General features: G+C 66.1%; 19 protein-coding genes. 4 read left to right on the forward strand and 15 right to left on the reverse strand.

Going from position 1 to position 17,865, the window contains the following annotated elements:
- Position 1 precedes the first annotated feature (1 nt).
- Together V8J55_RS05665 and V8J55_RS05670 are read right to left on the reverse strand one after the other, a co-directional pair.
- Entirely contained in the window at positions 2-1,303 is a 1,302-nt protein-coding gene (locus V8J55_RS05665) for a metal-dependent hydrolase family protein (protein ID WP_336444700.1), read from the reverse strand.
- A gap of 43 nt (positions 1,304-1,346) precedes the next feature.
- Entirely contained in the window at positions 1,347-3,734 is a 2,388-nt protein-coding gene (locus tag V8J55_RS05670) for a S8 family peptidase (RefSeq protein WP_336444701.1), read from the reverse strand.
- A gap of 261 nt (positions 3,735-3,995) precedes the next feature.
- On the opposite strand from V8J55_RS05670, the gene V8J55_RS05675 reads away from it, so the two are divergent.
- The 3 genes from V8J55_RS05675 to V8J55_RS05685 all read left to right on the forward strand — a co-directional run bounded on the left by V8J55_RS05675 (position 3,996) and on the right by V8J55_RS05685 (position 7,756).
- Positions 3,996-4,673 carry a pyrimidine 5'-nucleotidase gene (locus V8J55_RS05675; RefSeq protein WP_336444702.1) on the forward strand — a complete coding sequence of 226 codons (678 nt, stop codon included), beginning with the start codon at positions 3,996-3,998 and terminating at the stop codon, positions 4,671-4,673.
- Positions 4,670-5,512, forward strand: a complete 843-nt coding sequence (dapD, locus tag V8J55_RS05680; protein ID WP_336444703.1) for a 2,3,4,5-tetrahydropyridine-2,6-dicarboxylate N-succinyltransferase — start codon at positions 4,670-4,672, stop codon at positions 5,510-5,512. The genes V8J55_RS05675 and dapD overlap by 4 nt, the downstream gene beginning before the upstream one ends.
- 153 nt (positions 5,513-5,665) lie before the next feature.
- Positions 5,666-7,756 (forward strand): TonB-dependent receptor, encoded by a 2,091-nt coding sequence (locus tag V8J55_RS05685; RefSeq protein WP_336444704.1) that lies wholly within the window; start codon positions 5,666-5,668, stop codon positions 7,754-7,756.
- An 84-nt stretch (positions 7,757-7,840) separates the two neighbouring features.
- Here V8J55_RS05685 and gpmA read toward each other — a convergent pair whose 3' ends face one another.
- Positions 7,841-8,527 (reverse strand): 2,3-diphosphoglycerate-dependent phosphoglycerate mutase, encoded by a 687-nt coding sequence (gpmA, locus tag V8J55_RS05690; RefSeq protein WP_336444705.1) that lies wholly within the window; start codon positions 8,525-8,527, stop codon positions 7,841-7,843.
- A gap of 188 nt (positions 8,528-8,715) precedes the next feature.
- On the opposite strand from gpmA, the gene V8J55_RS05695 reads away from it, so the two are divergent.
- Complete coding sequence (locus tag V8J55_RS05695; protein ID WP_336444706.1) at positions 8,716-9,171, forward strand: Hsp20 family protein; 456 nt, start codon at positions 8,716-8,718, stop codon at positions 9,169-9,171.
- A 61-nt stretch (positions 9,172-9,232) separates the two neighbouring features.
- Here the strand turns inward: V8J55_RS05695 and V8J55_RS05700 are convergent, their stop codons facing one another.
- From V8J55_RS05700 to V8J55_RS05755, 12 genes are all read right to left on the reverse strand, one after another.
- Positions 9,233-9,700 carry a GNAT family N-acetyltransferase gene (locus V8J55_RS05700; RefSeq protein ID WP_336444707.1) on the reverse strand — a complete coding sequence of 156 codons (468 nt, stop codon included), beginning with the start codon at positions 9,698-9,700 and terminating at the stop codon, positions 9,233-9,235.
- Positions 9,697-10,806, reverse strand: coding sequence for a M14 family metallopeptidase (locus tag V8J55_RS05705; protein ID WP_336444708.1), 1,110 nt, complete (start codon positions 10,804-10,806; stop codon positions 9,697-9,699). The genes V8J55_RS05700 and V8J55_RS05705 overlap by 4 nt, the downstream gene beginning before the upstream one ends.
- On the reverse strand, positions 10,803-11,423 hold the full coding sequence (locus V8J55_RS05710; protein WP_336444709.1) for a DUF4136 domain-containing protein: 621 nt from the start codon (positions 11,421-11,423) through the stop codon (positions 10,803-10,805). Before V8J55_RS05710 ends, V8J55_RS05705 begins: the two co-directional genes overlap by 4 nt.
- Positions 11,424-11,584: 161 nt before the next feature.
- Entirely contained in the window at positions 11,585-12,262 is a 678-nt protein-coding gene (locus tag V8J55_RS05715; RefSeq protein ID WP_336444710.1) for a cell wall hydrolase, read from the reverse strand.
- A gap of 194 nt (positions 12,263-12,456) precedes the next feature.
- Complete coding sequence (locus V8J55_RS05720; RefSeq protein WP_336444711.1) at positions 12,457-12,795, reverse strand: DUF1491 family protein; 339 nt, start codon at positions 12,793-12,795, stop codon at positions 12,457-12,459.
- Positions 12,796-12,921: 126 nt separating this feature from the next.
- Positions 12,922-13,386, reverse strand: coding sequence for a PTS sugar transporter subunit IIA (locus V8J55_RS05725; RefSeq protein WP_037514302.1), 465 nt, complete (start codon positions 13,384-13,386; stop codon positions 12,922-12,924).
- A gap of 148 nt (positions 13,387-13,534) precedes the next feature.
- Positions 13,535-14,107 carry a ribosome hibernation-promoting factor, HPF/YfiA family gene (gene hpf, locus V8J55_RS05730; protein ID WP_336444712.1) on the reverse strand — a complete coding sequence of 191 codons (573 nt, stop codon included), beginning with the start codon at positions 14,105-14,107 and terminating at the stop codon, positions 13,535-13,537.
- A 46-nt stretch (positions 14,108-14,153) separates the two neighbouring features.
- Complete coding sequence (gene dnaQ / locus V8J55_RS05735; protein WP_336445711.1) at positions 14,154-14,855, reverse strand: DNA polymerase III subunit epsilon; 702 nt, start codon at positions 14,853-14,855, stop codon at positions 14,154-14,156.
- A gap of 19 nt (positions 14,856-14,874) precedes the next feature.
- Positions 14,875-15,498 carry a dephospho-CoA kinase gene (gene coaE / locus V8J55_RS05740; RefSeq protein ID WP_336444713.1) on the reverse strand — a complete coding sequence of 208 codons (624 nt, stop codon included), beginning with the start codon at positions 15,496-15,498 and terminating at the stop codon, positions 14,875-14,877.
- A complete protein-coding gene (aroE, locus tag V8J55_RS05745; RefSeq protein ID WP_336444714.1) occupies positions 15,495-16,319 on the reverse strand; it encodes a shikimate dehydrogenase in 825 nt (274 codons plus the stop codon). The genes coaE and aroE overlap by 4 nt, the downstream gene beginning before the upstream one ends.
- The gene (locus V8J55_RS05750) at positions 16,316-16,912 is read right to left on the reverse strand and encodes a Maf family protein (protein WP_336444715.1); all 597 of its coding nucleotides are present in this window, start codon (positions 16,910-16,912) and stop codon (positions 16,316-16,318) included. The genes aroE and V8J55_RS05750 overlap by 4 nt, the downstream gene beginning before the upstream one ends.
- Entirely contained in the window at positions 16,909-17,721 is an 813-nt protein-coding gene (locus tag V8J55_RS05755; protein ID WP_336444716.1) for a pyruvate, water dikinase regulatory protein, read from the reverse strand. Before V8J55_RS05755 ends, V8J55_RS05750 begins: the two co-directional genes overlap by 4 nt.
- Positions 17,722-17,865: the final 144 nt, after the last annotated feature.

Consider the following 17,865-nt stretch of genomic DNA (forward strand, 5'->3'; position numbering starts at 1 on the left):
TTCAGTCGACCACCGTCCCGCGCGCCATCACGAAATCGACCTTCTTCAGCACGCGCACGTCGGCGACCGGGTCGCTCGCCACCGCGATGATGTCGGCGCTCTTGCCCGGCGCAATCGTGCCAATCTCGTTCGACAGGCCGAGCAGGTCGGCGGCGTTGACCGTCGCGGCCTTCAGCGCCTCGGCCGGCTTCATCCCGTGCTGGACCATCAATTCGAACTCGTCGCCGTTGCGGCCGTGCTTCGACACGCCGGCGTCGGTGCCGAACGCGATGCGGACGCCGCGCGGGACGAGTTGCTGGAGGCTCTTGCCGGTGATCTCGATGCGCCATTTGATCTTGGCGAGCACGTCGGGTTCATAGGCGTCGGGATTGGCGGCAAGGCGTTCCTTGTAGCCGTTCACCGTCGACAGCGTCGGCACATAATAAGTCTTCGACTTCGCCCAGGCCGCGATCGTCGCCTCGTCGAGGATCGTGCCATGTTCGATCGAATCGGCACCAGCATCGATCGCGAGCCGGATGCCGTCGGCGCCGTGCGCGTGGACCGCGACCTTCTTGCCGAACAGATGCGCGGTGTCGACGATCGCCTGCGCCTCGTCGTCGAACATCTGCTTGCCGAGACCGGCGCCGATGCGGCTGTTGACCCCGCCGGTCGAAGCGAATTTGATCACGTCGGCGCCGCGACCGATCTGGAGCCGCACCGCGCGGCGGCAATCGTCGGCGCCGTTACAGGTGTTGCCCGCGCCCGCGAAGAAGGGGCGGAGCTCGTCGCGATAGCCAAGCGATCCGTCCATATGCCCCGCGCTGCCCGAGATGCTGTTGCCCGCATCGACGATGCGCGGCCCCTGCACCTTGCCCGCGAGGATCGCATCCCTGAGGGCAAGGGTTGCGCCGTCGCCGTCGCCGAGGTTGCGCACCGTGGTGAAGCCCGCGCGCAGCGTCTTCATCCCGTTCGCCTCGGCATTGAACGCCTGCGCCGCGGGGCTGAGCGTGATCTCCTCGAGCTGACCGGCGATGCCGCCCGCATCGCTGGTCAGATGGACATGGCTGTCGATCAGGCCGGGGAGGACATATTTGTCCTTGAGGTCGATCAGCGTCGCGCCGGGGTCGGCGGGCTGATAGCCGTCGGCGATGCTCAATATCTTGCCGCCCTCGACAATGATCGTCGAGGCGCCGCGCGCGGGTTTGCCCGGTTCGGCGAGCAATTGCCCGGCGTGGATGACGGTGCGCGCGGGCGCCTGTGCGGCGAGCGGCGTAGCGAGCGCCGCGCCGATGAGCGCGAGCGGAAGAATTTGAATCGGCTTCATTTTGGCGTCCCCTGTTTTGACCTTTGGGGAGCGTTAAAGCCGATCAGAAGCCCATCGTAAAGCGGAGCGCTGCGCCTCGGTCGTCGGGCATCGTGGCGATATGGCCGGGATCCCGCCGCCACCATGTATTCGCAATGAGTTCGCCGCCGAACAGCGACAGCGCATAGCTCGCCTCGACGACCAGCTCGCGGCCGGTGGGGGCGAGGTTGTAGGTGCGGCGGCCGAAGTCGGTGCGGCCGCTCGCATAATCGTGCGCGATGGGGAGCATCAGGTCGATGCCGCCGCGCGCGACGCGCAGTGGCTGGGCGAAACGGAGCGCGGCGCGGTCGCCGGGGCGCACCAGATTCGCCTTGGCGACGTCGAACGAGAAGGCGGTCGACCAGAGCGTGCCGCCCGCGATCAATCCGCGTTGGTCGGGGCGCGTCCACATCTGGCGCCAGGCGGCCGCAACTTTCCAATCATCGCGCATATCGAGGATGAAGCTCGCGTCGCCGACGAGGCTGGTCGCGCCGCCGGCGGCGAACATCGGGCCGAGGCGGGCGCCGAGGAGGCTGTCCGATTCGCGGAGCCAGCTGGCGCCGAGCGCGGTGCTGACGGGGCCGAAGCGCGCGTCCCACGCGGCGCCGACGCGCTGGTAGCGGCTGTCATGGCGCGAGCGGTAGCGGAGGAGGGGGTCGTCCTGCCAACGCGAGCCCGATACCCAGCCATTCTCCAGTATCACATTAACATATTGATTATGAACGATATTATTGCGAATTATCGTGCCAATTCCGGGACTTGCGGCAAAGCCGAGACCCTCGTTCGCGGCATCGCCGATCAGCATCGCGTGGCCGTTCTCGCCGCGCTCGCCCGCGAGCAGGCCGCCGGTGCCGCGGCCAGCGGCAAAGCCGATCCGCGTGCTCGCGTCGAGGCGCGTCATCACCGAGGCGGCGAGGGTGCGTGCGCGCTGCGCGTCGTGGAAGGAGAGGCCGGCGAGGGCGTCGGTGCCGCCGGTGCCGGGCGCGGTGACGAGCGAAAGCGCCAACGACGCGTTCGCGGCGCTTTGCTGGCGTATCAGCCCGCCGATCGCGCCCGACAGTTTGAAGTCGGGCCGCCGCGACGCCAGCGAACCGCCGAAATCGACGTCGAAAGCGCGGCCGAAGCCATCGGTAACAAGACCCGTCGTTCCCGCCCCGCCGGCATCGCCCATCGGACCGCCGAGGACGCCCAGCGGCGCATCGAGCGCGACCGCGGTCGCGGTGCCCGCGAGCGACGTGGCGCCCATCGGCTGGAAGGCGCGCGCAATGTCGAGAATGCCCTGGCCATACACCGCATCGTCGCCCGCGGCACCGGCATCGCGCGCCGATTGATAGAGAAGCGAGACGATCTGCTGGCTCGACAGGTTCGGAAAGGCCTGCGCGATCAGCGCGACGGCGCCCGCAACCTGCGGCGCCGCGAAGCTGGTGCCGTTCAAAACGAAGACGAAATTGCCCTCGGTCTTGAGCGCACCATTTTCATAGGCGCAGCATACCCCCTCGCCGAGCGCACCAAGATAAGAGCCGGCATAGCCGCCCGCGCGGTTGCTGAACCCCGAGATCGCGCCATTTTCATTGACCGATCCGGCAATGACGACGAGCCCGCCGCCGGCATCGCGAAGCCCCTGCGCAAAGCGGTCGGGATTGTTCGGGTCATTGCCGTTCGCGGTCGTGTCGCCGTCATTGCCCGCCGAGACGATGACGATGATTCCCGCCGCGGTCGCGCGCGAGACCGCGGCGCGCAAGGTGGCGCCGGGCGGGTCTTCGCCGCCGAGCGAGATGTTGACGACACGCGCGCCCGCGCCGACCGCGCGGTCGAGCCCCGCCGCGATCGCGGTTTCGGGAAAGCGGCAGCCGCTTTCGTCGTTCGAGGGGTCTTCGGTCGCGCAGCTGCCCGGCCGGTCGGCACGCAGCACGAGCAGGTTGGCGTTGAACGCGATGCCGAAGGTGCCGACGTCATTCTTTCCGCCGAGCAACAGCTGCGCAACATTGGTGCCGTGCGTCCCTTCGCCATTGATGCCGCGCGATCCGGCGAGGTCGATCGATTGCGACGAGATGCGGCCGGCGAATTCGGGGCTGTCCTGATCGATCCCGTCGTCGATGACGCCGGCGAGGATATTCTGCCCCGTCGCCCCCGCCTGATAGGCGGTGATCGCGCCGTGAAAATTGACCCCGTCGGAACGGCGCGTCTCGGCGGTATCGAAATTGCCCGCCGGCGGCGGGGTCGGAGCAGGTGTAGGCGTGGGGGTCGGGGTTGGCGCCGGGGCAGGGGCGGGCGGCGGGGCAGGGGTCGGCGAGGGCCGCGCACCGCCACCGCCGCCACATGCGGCGAGCGAGAGCGCGGCGATGCCGAGCAGCAGGGGCAAAGGCCGCGCGACCATCCGCCGGATGTTGCTGCGTCGGTTCGCCTCGACCATCGCCGTTTCCCTTTGCCCTGATATCCGCCTTTTAGCGCGGCGGAGGGGGGAGGGGTAGCATCATGCGGTTAACCGATCCTCCCCGTCGCGAAGCGATGGGGAGGGGGACCGTACGCGAAGCGGATTGTGGAGGGGCCGGAAACGTTGCGCATTGGCCCCTCCGTCAGCGCTTCGCGCTGCCACCTCCCCATGGCTTCGCCACAGGGAGGACTTTTTCACCTCCGCTTGCCCCCATACGCCCCAGCCTTTATGCGCCGCCGCATGCCCGCGCCGCTCGACCATATCGACAGCTGGATCTTCGATCTCGACAACACGCTCTATGCGCCGTCGGCGAGGCTGTTCGACCTGATCGACGAACGCATGGGCGCCTTCATCATGCGGCTGCTGAATGTCGACGCCGCCGAGGCGCGGCGCGTGCAAAAGCAATATTTCCACGACCATGGCACGACGATGGCGGGGCTGATGCGGCACCACGGCGTGCACCCCGAGGATTTTCTGGTCGACGTCCATGACATTGCGCTCGACCGGCTGAGCGTCGATGCGCGGCTGCGCGCCGGACTCGAACGCCTGCCGGGGCGCAAGCTGATCTTCACCAACGCCGATGCCGATTATGCGGCGCGCGTGCTTCACGCGCGCGGGATCGCCGACCTGTTCGACGGCATCTGCGATATCCGCGTCACGCGCTATACGCCGAAGCCCGATCCCGAAGCCTATGCGATGATGATTTCGCATCTGGGAGTCGACCCGGCGAAGAGCGTCTTCGTCGAGGATATGGCGCGCAACCTGACGCCCGCCAAAGCGCTCGGCATGACGACCGTCTGGCTGGACAATGGCAGCGAAAGCGGTCATCGGGACCACCTACCGGAGCATGTCGATTTTCACGCGACCGACATCGCCGACTGGCTCGACAATCTGCCTTTACCATGGGGAATTTCATGACCACCGACCTGCAATCGACGATCGAAGCCGCATGGGATGACCGCGACACGCTGGGGCTGACGACGACCGGTGCGGTGCGCGAAGCGGTCGAGACCGCGCTCGCCGGCCTCGACGACGGTAGCTATCGCGTCGCCGAACGCGACGCGGGCGGAACCTGGCAGGTCAACCAATGGCTGAAGAAAGCGGTGCTGCTGTCGTTCCGTCTCAACGACATGGAACTGATCGAGGGCGGTCCCGGCGGCGCGCGCTGGTGGGACAAGGTGCCGTCGAAATTCGCCGGCTGGGGCGAGAATCGTTTCCGCGACGCGGGCTTCCGCGCCGTACCCGGTTCGATCGTCCGCCGCGGCGCCTATATCAGCAAGGGCGCGGTGCTGATGCCGAGCTTCGTCAATATTGGCGCCTATGTCGGCGAGGGATCGATGGTCGACGCCTGGGCGACCGTCGGCAGCTGCGCGCAGATCGGCGCCAACGTCCATCTGTCGGGCGGCGCGGGGATCGGCGGCGTGCTCGAACCGTTGCAGGCCGGGCCGGTGGTGATCGAGGACGGCGCCTTCATCGGCGCGCGTGCCGAGGTCGCCGAGGGCGTGATCGTACGCGAGGGCGCGGTGCTGTCGATGGGCGTCTATCTGGGCGCGTCGACCAAGATCGTCGACCGCGCGACGGGCGAAGTCTTCATCGGCGAAGTCCCCGCCTATTCGGTCGTCGTGCCGGGCGCGATGCCGGGCAAGCCTTTGCCCGACGGGACGCCGGGGCCGTCGCTCTATTGCGCGGTGATCGTCAAGCGCGTCGATGCCAAGACGCGCGCGAAAACCGGAATCAACGAGTTACTGCGCGACTGATCGCGAAGCCGATGGCCGCCAGTATCGGGCGTCGTAACCGACGCTCGTCGAGGCCTGCTGCCCGTTGGTAGACATATTATAACAAGATAATTATTGCGAACTATTCGCGATTGGGGAGGCCATCGGTTTCGATAGCGGCCGCGAGGGGGAATTATGTCGGCCGTATTTCACGGATCATCGCAGATCCTGTTGGCTTTGCTGTCGGTCGCGCCCGCCGCGGCGCAGGAACCCACCGGCGACGCGCCGCCGGCGATCCCCGTTCCGGTGAATGGCGCCGAACGCTATACGCCCGCCGACTTCACGCGTTTCGCGCCGCGCACCGCGCTCGACATGGTCGAAAAGGTGCCGGGCTTCCTGATCGTCACCGGGACCAACGGCGGTGAGCGCGGGCTGGGCGCGGCGACCGAGAATGTGCTGATCAACGGCGAGCGCATCGCGAACAAATCGACCGACGCGCGCACCGCGCTGGCACGGATCACCGCGGCCGAGGTCGCCTATATCGACATCGTCGACGGCGCCGGGCTGAACGTCCCCGGGCTGACCGGACAGGTCGCGAATGTCGTGCTCGTCGCAGGTGCGGGAAGCGGCGGGTATAAGACGACGATCCGCTGGCAGCCCGAATGGCGTCCGCGGCTCGAGAAGAACTGGCTGAACGGCGAGATTTCGACGACGGGCAAGCTCGGCGGCACCAATTTGACATTGAGCCTCAAGAACGAAGCCACACGCAAGGGTCATTGGGGGCCCGAGCGCGTTTACGACGGCAATGGCGCGCTGCTGTTCACGCGCGACGAGTTCGGCGCCTATGATGGCGAGCGGCCGCGGCTGTCGGCGGCGCTCGCGCGCACCACGGCGAACGGCAACAAATGGAATTTGAACCTTGGCGGCCAGCTGCAGCTGCTCGACGAACGCGTCGACAGCGTGTCGGAGCGGCCGGCGAACGGCATTGTGCGCGAGGCGTTCAAGTTTACCGAAGACGAAGCCAATTTCGACATCGGCGGCGATTATGAGCTGGGGCTGGGCAAGGGGCGGCTGAAGCTGATCACGCTCTATCGTTTTGAGCATAGTCCGTTCGTCGACAGCTTTATCGTCGATCGCGAAATCGGCGGACGCACCGGCGAGCGGTTCAAGCAGACCGCCGACGAGGGCGAATCGATCCTGCGCGGCGAATATAGCTGGCGCACCGGCGGCGGCACCGACTGGCAGGTTGCACTGGAGGGCGCGTACAACACGCTCGACGTCGATTCCGAATTTGCGGTGCTGCAAGCCGACGGCAGTTTCCGGCCCGTCATCTTCGGCGGCGAACGCACCAAGGTCGAAGAAAAGCGCGGCGAGGCATCGCTGACCTGGGGGCGCGCGCTCGCGTCGAACCTGACCGCGCAGGTCAATCTGGGCGCCGAATATAGCGAGCTGAGCTCGTCGGGGCCGGGCGGGCTGACGCGCCGCTTCGTCCGGCCGAAGGGCAAATTGGCGCTGGCGTGGAAGGTGGCGCCCAAGACGACGATCAACTGGTTCGTGCAGCGCCGCGTCGACCAGCTCGACTTTTTCGATTTCGCGAGTTCGGTCGATGTCGCGAACGGGCAGGGCAATGGCGGCAACGGCCAGCTCGTGCCGCCCGTCCTCAATCGCACCGAGCTGGAAGTCGTGCAGGATATGGGCGCGTGGGGCAATGCGTCGGTCGCCTTCGCTTATGCTTATGCGCAGGACCTCGTCGACCAGGTGCCGCTGTCGCCGACCACCGAAGGACGCGGCAATTTGCCGCCCGCGCATCTTTATCGCATCAGTTCGAAGGCAACCTTGCTGCTCGACCCGCTGGGATGGACGGGCGCGCGGATCAACAGCGATATCACCCTGCGTCGCAACCGCGTGCGCGACCCGCTCACCGACCTGTGGCGCGACCAGAGCGCGGGGCAGGAATATCTCGTCGATTTGAGCCTGCGTCACGACATTCCGCACACCAATCTGGCGTGGGGTGCAGGCTATTTCGACGAGCAGTTCAGCCCGAACCTGCGGCTCGGTGCGATCGAGAAGGAATATACCGACGGGCCGTTCGTCACCGCCTTCGTCGAGCATAAGGATGTCGCGGGCTTCACGGTGAAGCTGTCGTACCGCAACCTCGCGGGGATGAAGGACGGGTTCGACCGGACGGTGTTCGCCGACCGGCGCGACGGGCCGGTCGCGTTCAGCGAACGCCGGCTGCGCAAGTTCGGGCGCTTTTTCCAGCTGACGGTGACGGGGACGCTTTAGGTATCACGGCCGTGAACCCCGGCGAAAGCCGGGGCCCATGGTTACGGAAGCACTGGGCCCCGGCTTTCGCCGGGGTACACGGTCTTACCGCTCGCTCAGATAATAACGCTCGCGCGCGCTGAGATCGTCGTTGAGGTCATAGACGATCGGCTGGCCGGTCGGGATTTCGAGGCCGGTGATGTCGGCGTCCGAAATGCCCGAAAGATGCTTGACGAGCGCGCGCAGGCTGTTGCCGTGCGCCGAGATCAGCACCGTCTTGCCCGCGGCGAGTTCGGGGACGATCGCGGCTTCATAATAGGGCAGCACGCGCTCGATCGTGTCCTTGAGGCTTTCGGCGGCGGGGATATCGATCCCGGCGTAGCGCGGGTCGGTCGACAGGTCCCACGGCGAGCCGGCTTCGAGCGGCGGCGGCGGGATGTCGAAGCTGCGGCGCCAGATCTTGACCTGATCGTCGCCATGCTTCGCCGCGGTCTCGGCCTTGTCGAGCCCCGTGAGGCCGCCATAATGGCGCTCGTTGAGGCGCCAGTCCTTGGTGACGGGGAGCCAGAGGCGGCCCATCGCCTCGAGCGCCAGGTTCAGCGTCTTGATCGCGCGCGACTGGACCGAGGTGAAGCAGGTGTCGGGGGCGATGCCCTTCGCCTTCATCAGCTCGCCCGCGGCGATCGCTTCGGCCGCGCCCTTTTCGGTGACATCGACATCCCACCAGCCGGTGAAGCGGTTTTCGAGATTCCACTGCGACTGGCCGTGACGGATGAGGATGAGCTGGGGCATTTCGGATCCTTGCGCTGGAGAGAGACGCCGCCCTTTAGCGCGGGTTTTCGCCGAACGCCAACCGCGCTCTTGAAATGGTTTCGCCGGCTACCAGATTGACCCTGTCCGGCCGCCGACACGGGGCCGGGCGGCGATCGCGGGACGTTCCCCGCGGTCCCTTGCTTCGCTTTGTAAAGGAAGAGAGATCCATGCGTAACAGTTTCGACTGGACCCCCTATCGCCGTTCGACCGTCGGGTTCGACCGATTGTTCGATTTCCTCGAAACGGGCGGTTCGGGCGCCGAAAATTATCCGCCCTTCGACATCGAAAAACTCGCCGACGACCATTTTCGCATCACCGTCGCGGTCGCCGGCTTCAAGTCCGACGAGATCGACATCACCGCGCAGCAGAATATGCTGACCGTCAGCGGCCGCAAGGCGCCGGTAGCCGAGGGCGAGGCGCGCCAATTGCTTTATAGCGGCATCGCGACGCGCGCGTTCGAGCGCCGCTTCCAGCTCGCCGATTTCGTGCGCGTCGAACAGGCGGACCTCGCCGACGGGCTGCTCGCGATCGACCTGGTGCGCGAAGTTCCCGAGGCGATGAAGCCGCACAAGATCGCGATCGGCGGCAGCGCGCCGGTGATCGAGGACAAGAAGGCCGCGTAAAGGGCGCCCGATCGAACGAAGTTGCGGGGTCCGGAGTCCCTTCCGGGCCCCGTTTTCGTACCTAAAGTACGCGCGTCATAAAGCGGCTGAACGGGTCGGGCCGGTAATCGGCGAAGGGCTCGCACTCGGTGAAACCGTAACGCTGATAAAGCGCGATCGCGGGTTCGAAGGCGCCGCTCGATCCGGTTTCGAGGCTCAGACGCGCGAGGCCGCGGGTCCGCGCGATATCGATAATATGACCCAGCATATGCGCGGCGACGCCCTGCCGCAGGAAGGGTTCGGCGGTGCGCATCGATTTGATCTCGCCGTGCGCGCCATCGAGCATCTTGAGCGCGCCGCAGCCCGCGAGCTCGTCGCCGCGGTGGATCGACCAGAAGGTGACGCCGTCGGCGCGGAGGCCCTCGAAATCGAGGAAGTGACAGCTTCCGGCCGGCGAGTTCGCGACCATGCCCGCGAAATGTTGCTCGAGCAGCGCACGGATGGCGGCGCCCGACAGATCATCCTCGACGATCCGCCAGGCTCCCGTCACAGCAGCTGGTCCAGCGTCGCGAGGCACGCGCGCGCGAGCAGCTTCGAGCGTTCGGGCGACCAGCCGGCGACAGGGTCGGGGAGGTCGCGATTGTCCTTGAACGGCATTTCGAGCGTCATCGACACCGCGCCAAAACGTTCGGCGACCTGCGTCGTCGACATCGAGAGGTTGGCCTGCCCCGGCGCGGTTTCGGTATAGCCGAGGTCGAGCTGGAAATCGGGGGTGTTCGCCGCGAGCGCGGTTTCGAACGCCTTATATTTTGCGGTCTGCTCGGGCTTCAGCGACGGAATGCCTTCGAAGCCCGCGAGGAAGACCGCGGGGATCGCTTCGTCGCCGTGGATGTCCATCGCCCAGTCGACGCCGGTTTCATCCATCGCGTTACGCACCACGAGGACTTCGGGGCTGCGTTCGGCGGTCGGATTATCCCATTCGCGGTTGAGGTTCACCCCGGCAAAATTGGTGCGCAGATGCCCGCGGCACGAACCGTCGGGATTCATATTCGGGACGATGTGGAAGCGGCATTTCGCGCGCAGCGAACGCGCGTGCGGGTCGGCGGGATCGACGAGCTTTTCGAGCGCGCCTTCCATCCACCATTCGGCCATGCTCTCCCCCGGATGCTGGCGCGCATAAAGCCACACCTGCGTCTCGCCCGTGCCGAGTTCGAGGCAGTCGATCGGCTGGCCTTCGAGGCTGGTGCCGAGGCAGCGGTAGGTCACGCCTTCGCATTCGGCGATCTGGGCGACGAGGTCGTGATGGCGTTCCATCGAATAGGGCGCGAAATAGGCGATGTAGAGGATCGGGCTTTCGGCCGTGTGCTGGATCGTCAGCGTGCCGGCCTCATAAGCCGTATCGAGGCGGAACCAGGTTTCGCGATCGGTGCTCGCGCAGGCGGCATAACCCGGCCAGCCATCGGGATAAGCCGAATCGCCAAGCCCCGTGATCGCGAGGTCGAGCGCGTCGCCGACCGCGCACGAGACGCGGAAGTGGAACCATTGGAAAAAGTCCGATTCGCGGTCCTTGCGAATCGAAAGGCGCGCCGACGTGCCGTCGACATTTTCCACGACGATATTGCCGCTGTCGAAAGCGGCGTTGATGCTGATGGTCATTTGACGCTGATAGTGCGTCCCGATTCCCCGGGGAAGTCCCTGAATAGCGCGTCGGCCAATTTCGCCGCGGCGAGGCTGGGCTGGCTGGCGGGCGCCTTCACCGGGACGGCGGTCAGCGCGCGGCCTTCCCACAACGCTTGACCGCTCGCGGCATCGTCGATGCGCACCGCGAGCTGGAGATCGGCCATCCGTTTCGGACCACCGCCGAGGTTGAGGCCGATTCCGAGTCCGACGCCCGACCCGTAGCTGCCCGTCGAACCGCCGACCCCGACCGAGACGGGCGAACGCCTGCCGACGCCTTCACGGTTCATGCGTTCGAAACCGATCCGCACCTTCAAGGGCGCGCGGGCGCCGTCGGGCGCCGCGACGAGTCCCTGCCGCTGCAATTGCTGCTCGACCGCGGTGCGGTAGCTGTTCCATTCGAGCGAGGGCGCGTCGATCATCGCCCCGGCATTGCCGAGCGGCGCGGTGTCGACCGTATAGCGCGTGCCCGGTGCCCAGCCCGCAGGCGCGCTGGCGTGGAAGCGCGTGACCTCAACCGGGGGGACCGCGGTGGCGCAGCCACCGAGAGCGAGCGCCGCTGCAGCGAGCAGGGCGACGGAAATTTGACGCGTCATCCGGACATCATGCGCCAGCAAATATGGCTTGGCAATGAACGGCCTATCGCGCCGTCATGCCGGGCTTGACCCGGCATCCATCGACGTGGCGCAGATGGACCCCGGATCAAGTCCGGGGTGACGATAAAGGGGAGGGCGCGATCTACATCGCGCCCATCCGATCAACGATAGAAGATGTGGTTGTCGATCTGCGCGATGCGCGTCTTGCGCCAGCCCGGCGAGACGTAGCGCGCGTGGAAGAAGAGCGCGCCCGGGGCGTGGTTCTTCCAGCTGCCGTCGCGGGCGATCTGCGCGATCGCCACGGCGTTGCTCCACTGCGCCGCGTTGCGCACCGCGGGCATCCGGCCGCCGCGCACGAAGCTGAACTGGCTCTTTTGGTGGACGACGCCGCACAGGCTCTTGGGAAAGCGGCCCGACTGGGCGCGGTTGATCACGACATGCGCGACGGCGAGCTGGCCGGGGAGCGATTCGCCGCGCGATTCGAAATAGACCGCGCCGGCGAGGCAGCGCAGTTCGGCGTCGATGTCGGCGGGCTTGGGCGTTTCGGCAACGAGTTCGGCGAGCGAATCGGCGGTCGAGTCAGCGGTCACCGGGGCCGGCTTCGGCTCGGTGGCGGGTTCTTCGTCGGTCTTGCTATTGTCTTCGACCGGCGCTTCGGCTGTGGTCGACAGATCCGCCTTTTCAGCCACGACCGGCGCGTCGGCGCCCGGCAGGATGATCGTGGGGATATTGGCGTCGGCCGCAAGATCGCTTGCAAAGCCCGGTTCCGCCAAAAGCAGCATGGAGGCGGCAGTCATGCCGACGGCAGCCATGCCGGCTACGTTCAGAATGCGACTCATATTGTCCGTCAAAAGTGCGGCCGATGAACCGAACCTCTCAAAACAGGCGGGGGACTAAGGTCCTGTATCGCCGCCTGCGGTCATCGTCCGACTGCGTGTCCAAACCGTTTGCCGGGTGCTTGCAAAGCAGTGCAACCCGCGGAACGACCTACGCGTTATCGAATGGGCGGCACTTATTGTGCGCCGCAACAGAGTCAAGTTAACGCGGCCCACTCCGCGACGAGTTGTGGCGCATCTGCGATATCCAGTTCGATCAGCCACATATCGGGATCGGCCTTTCGCCGCCGAGCCTGATAGATCGCCCGCGATTCACCATCTTTTGCGTCGGCCGGACCGACCTCCTCCCAGATATAGTGGCCGTCCGCCGAAAAGCGGCGTTCGAGCAGCGGTCCCGCTTCACCGCGATCGCTGCATTGGACGAGAATGATTCCGGAGGTTTCGTCGCCCTTGATAACCACGGTCGCAAAGCCGCCGGCCGCTTCGGTGCGGCGAAGCAGCAGGTCGACGAGGAAACGGCTTTTGAGGCGGGTCATACCAAATTCGCCGTGCCCCCGCGCAGGCAGGGGCCCATCACCTGCCGTCGCGAGTCAAGAAACCGGCGGGTGACAAGGATAGCTTTGGAGATGGGCCCCTGCCTTCGCAGGGGCACGAATCTTATGTCAGGCCGCGTCACGCGCTTCGGTGTCGGCGAGCATCGCATACAGCGCTTCGTCACTCTTCGCGCCGCGCAGCCGTTCGGCGATCGCGTCGTTGCGGAGCATCCGCGACACGCCCGCGAGCGCCTTCAGATGATCGGCGCCGGCATCGAGCGGCGAGAGCAGGATGAAGAGCAGGTCGACCGGCAGGCCGTCGACCGCGGTAAAGTCGATCGGACGCGCCAGTTGCAGGAACAGGCCGCGCACGCCGCCGAGATCGGCCATCTTGGCATGCGGAAGCGCGATCCCGCGCCCGAATCCGGTCGAGCCGAGGCGTTCGCGTTCGAGCAGCGCCTCGCTGACTTCGCCCGCATCGAGGCCGAGCGAACGCGCCGCGAGATCGCCCACGAAGGGGAAGAGCGCCTTTTTCGAATCGAGCTGCACATGCGCGCGCACGGTCGCCGGATAGAGAAGGGAAGAAAGATTCATTGTCTGATCAAATCTTGTTAAACGCCGGCCGCCGCCAGAAAACATGCTGGCAGGCGATCGCGGATCTGTCGTGGCAGGCCCCCCGCCAACCCGGCTTCGGGCATCGTTGGGCGCGGCCCTTAAGCCGGATGGCGGAGAAAATCCAGTCCTATCGTGGTTCGACCCAGCCGATCGTCCCGTCGTCGCGGCGATAGACCATATTGTGCGTGCCGGTCTTGCTGTTGACGAAGAGCAGCGCGTTGGTGTTGCGAAGGTCGAGCATCATCACCGCGTCGGACACGCTGCTGCTCGGAATATCGACGCGCGTTTCGGCGATGATCGCGGGCGCATCGCCCGCATCCTCTTCGCCGCCGCCGTCGAAGACGATGTAGCTGGCGTTATCATCGATCTCGTCGACCGTCGGCGAAGGTGCCGCCACGCCGTTGTTATGGTCCTTCAATCGCCGCATATAGCGCCTGAGCTGCTTTTCGATGCGCTCGGCGGCGCCTTCGAACGCGACATGCGCATCCTGCGCCTGGCCGTGCCCCTTCAGCACCAGCCCCTGCATCACATGCGCGACGATGTCGCACTGGAAACTGTCGTGCGGTCCTTTTCCGAAGGTCGCGTGCGCCCCGATTGCGCGCGAGAAATATTTGTCGGCAATCGCGTTCATCCGGTCCGACACATGCGCCTGAAGCGCTTCGCCGGTTTCGATCTGGTGGCCAGAGACGCGGATTTCCATTTTTCTTCTCCTTCTGGGCCGGTGCGATGACTTTAAGGGAGTGTCATCACACCGTATCGAGCCACAGCGGCTGGTTCAGCCCTGCGACAAATTCGGCGTGCCGCGCGAGTTCGGCGGCCGACGCCATATGGGGACGGGGTTCGCGAAAGGGACGGTCGGTGCCGCGCGATGCGGCGGGCGCCGAGGCGTTCGAGACGGTGACACTCGCGCCCGAGGCGGCGAGGCCGAGGCCGATCTGCCGGCCGCCGGTCATTTCGATGTACAGGTGCGCGAGCAGTTCGGCGTCGAGCAAAGCGCCGTGCTTGATGCGGTGGCTACGGTCGATGCCATAGCGCGTGCATAGCGCGTCGAGGCTGTGTTTCGCACCGGGGTGGAGTTTGCGCGCCATCTGCACCGTGCAGCACATGCGCGTCATGTCGAGCGCGGGGCGGCCAGCGCGCGCGAGCTCGGCGTTGACGAATCCGAAGTCGAAGGCGGCGTTGTGCGCGACGAGCGGCGCGTCGCCCAGAAACTCCATTAGTTCGTCGACGCGCGTCGCGAACAGCGGCTTGTCCGACAGGAACTGGATCGACAGGCCATGCACAGCCTCGGCCGCGGCGGGCATGTCGCGTTCGGGATTGAAGTAGGCGTGAAAGGTGACGCCGGTTTCGCGGCGGTCGACCAGCTCGACACATCCGATTTCGACCAGCCTGTCCCCGCTTCTGGGGTCGAAACCCGTGGTTTCGGTATCGAAAATAATCTCGCGCATCGAAGCCATAATCTGGACCCTATCGGGCGTGGAAACAAGAGGCGATAAATCTTATCTGGCGATGCGTCTCGCTTTTCGGGCGGCCCGTTTCGATGATGAAATCGGCGCGCGCCCGCTTGACGCGGTCGGGAACCTGCAGCCGGCGGATCGCTTTCAGTTTCGCCGCGGTCATGCCGGGGCGGCGCATCACACGCTTGCGCTGCATCCAAGCCGGCGCCGAGACGACGGCGATCGCGCCGACCTTTCGCCAGCCACCCTTTTCGAAGAGCAGGGGAATGTCGAGCACGACGACGTCGCGCGCACGATTCTCGGCGAGAAACCGTTTCTGCGCTTTACCGACCGCCGGATGGACGATCGCCTCGAGCGCCGCGAGTTCGTGGGTGTTGCCAAGCACCAGCGCACCGAGTTTCTGGCGGTCGACGCCGTTCGCGCCAGTGGTGCCGGGAAATCGCGCCTCGATCGCGGCGACGAGCGCGCCGCCGGGGCCTTGCAGCCGGTGGACCTCGGCATCGGCGTCGAACACGGGCACGCCTTCGCGTTCGAACATCATCGCCGCGGTCGACTTGCCCATGCCGATCGACCCGGTGAGTCCGAGGATGAAGGGACGGCGGAGCCGCGAGCCGGGGCGCTTGTGATGCGTCATGCCGTAAGCAGCGCGCGCAGCTCCTCGTCGCGGCCCTCGGGCGGGGCGCTGCCGAAGAACAGCTCGAAGGCGAGCGCGGCCTGGCCGATCAGCATGTCGAGCCCATCGACGGTATCGAGCCCGCGCGCCTCGGCCGCCTTGAGCAAGCCGGTCTGGAGCGGCGAATAGACGAGGTCGTAGACGATCGCATCGTCGGGGAGCGGCGACAGGTCGAGCTCGAGCGGCGGCTGGCCCTTCATGCCGAGGCTGCTCGAATTGACGAGCAAGGATACCGGCGGGAGCTGCGCATCGAGCGCGACGACTTCGCCCTTGAGGCCGAAGGTCGCGAGCAGGCCCATCGCTTTCATTGGGCTGCGATTAAGGATGGTGACGGGGCCGACGTTCGCGCGGGCGAGGGCGAAGAGCACCGCGCGCGCCGCGCCGCCGGCGCCGACGACCGCGACCGGGGCGCCCTCGAGATCGAGTGCGGCGAGCGGCGAATAGAAACCGGCAGCGTCGGTGTTCGTGCCGATCAGCGATCCGTCCTTTTGCCGGACGATCGTATTCATCGCACCGATCGTGCCGCGAATGTCGCCGGGATCGTCGACGAGATCCATCACGGAGGCCTTGTGCGGCATGGTGACATTGCAGCCGCGCCAGTCGGGATCGGTACGGCGCTCATCGATATAGGCAGCGAGGCCTTCGGGCTTCACATGCGCGCGGCGGTAGTCGCCTTCGAGGCCAAGCGCTTCGAGCCAGAAGCCGTGGATCAGCGGCGATTTCGACTGGGCGATCGGATCGCCAATCACCTCGGCATAAGGGGGGGCATAGGGCGTGCTCATTGCGACGCCAATCCGGTGGTGCGCAACCACGCCAGCAGGGGGAGCATCGGCATACCGATGATGGTCCAGGGGTCGCCCTCGACCTTTTCGAACAATTGCACGCCCGCTCCTTCGATTTCGTAACAGCCGACGGTCCAGCGGATGCTGTCCCATTCGCGCGCGACATAGTCGGCGATGAAGGCGTCGGACAAGGGGCGCATCCACAGTTTCGCCTCGCCGATCGCGCGCCAGATGGGGGCGCCGTCGCGCGCGGCGACCGCGGCGCTGAACAGACGGTGGCGCGTGCCCGCCATGCGGCGGAGATGCTCGGCCGCCTCCTCGGGGCTTTCGGGCTTCGCGAGCATCGAGCCATCGTCGAGTGCGAGGGTGGAATCGGCGCCGAGCACTGTCACACCCGGAAGCCGCGACGAGATTTTGACCGCCTTCGCCTCGGCGAGCGCGTCGGCGATGTTGCGCGGGGTCTGCCCGGCGGCGAGCAGCGAGGCGGTGAGCGCCTCTTCGTCGACATGCGCGGCGCTCGTCTCGAAGTCGAGCCCGGCGGCGCGGAGCATCGCGGCGCGGCCGCTGCTTTGCGAGGCGAGGAGGAGGGTCATGCGGCGCTACGATCTTCGACGAGCTTGATCACCGCGGCGGCGGTTTCCTCGATCGAGCGGCGCGTCACGTCGATCACCGGCCAGCCATTGTCGGCGAACATGCGACGCGCATAGGCGAGCTCGGCCTTGACGCGCTCGTCGTCGACATAGCTCGTCTCGGGCGCCTGGTTCAGCGAGAGCAGGCGATTGCGGCGTACCTGCACGAGTCGATCGAGCCCGGTGGTGAGCCCGACGATCATCGGGCGCTTCAAGCTGAACAGCGCATTCGGCGGCGGCGATTCGGGAACGATCGGAATATTCGCGGTCTTGAAGCCGCGGTTCGCGAGATAGATGCTCGTCGGGGTTTTCGAGGTGCGCGACACCCCCGCAAGCACGATGTCGGCCTGTTCCCAATTTTCCCAGCCGATGCCGTCGTCGTGCGCGACGGTAAATTGAATCGCCTCGACGCGCGCGAAATAGGCGGCGTCGAGCACATGCTGGCGGCCGGGACGCGCCTTCGCTTCCTGGCCGAGCATCCGCGACAGTGCGTCGGTCACCGCGTCGAGCGCCGCGACCGTCGGCAGGTTGAGCGCGGTCGCGCGGCGCTCGAGGCTGACACGCAGCTCGCCGTTGACCAGCGTGAAGAGGATCATCCCGGGGCTCGCCTGCACTTCGGCCATGATCCGGTCGAGATGCGATTCCGATCGCACCATCGGCCAGAAATGGCGCACGACCTCGACATCGTCGAACTGCGCGATCGCCGCCTTGGCGATATTTTCAAGTGTCTCGCCCGTGGAGTCGGATATGAGATGTAAGTGGAGCCGGCCCATCGCGGCACCATGGCGGGAAACTCCCGAAAAAGGCAAGTCGCGAAGCGTTTTACCGCCCTGTGGATAAGTTTTGGCATAAGCGCAGGGATGAATTCGGCATGCGCGATTCATCCCCGGCCGTGTCGATTCCGCTCCACCGCTTAT

Source organism: Sphingopyxis sp. CCNWLW2, assembly GCF_037095755.1.
Lineage (GTDB): Bacteria > Pseudomonadota > Alphaproteobacteria > Sphingomonadales > Sphingomonadaceae > Sphingopyxis.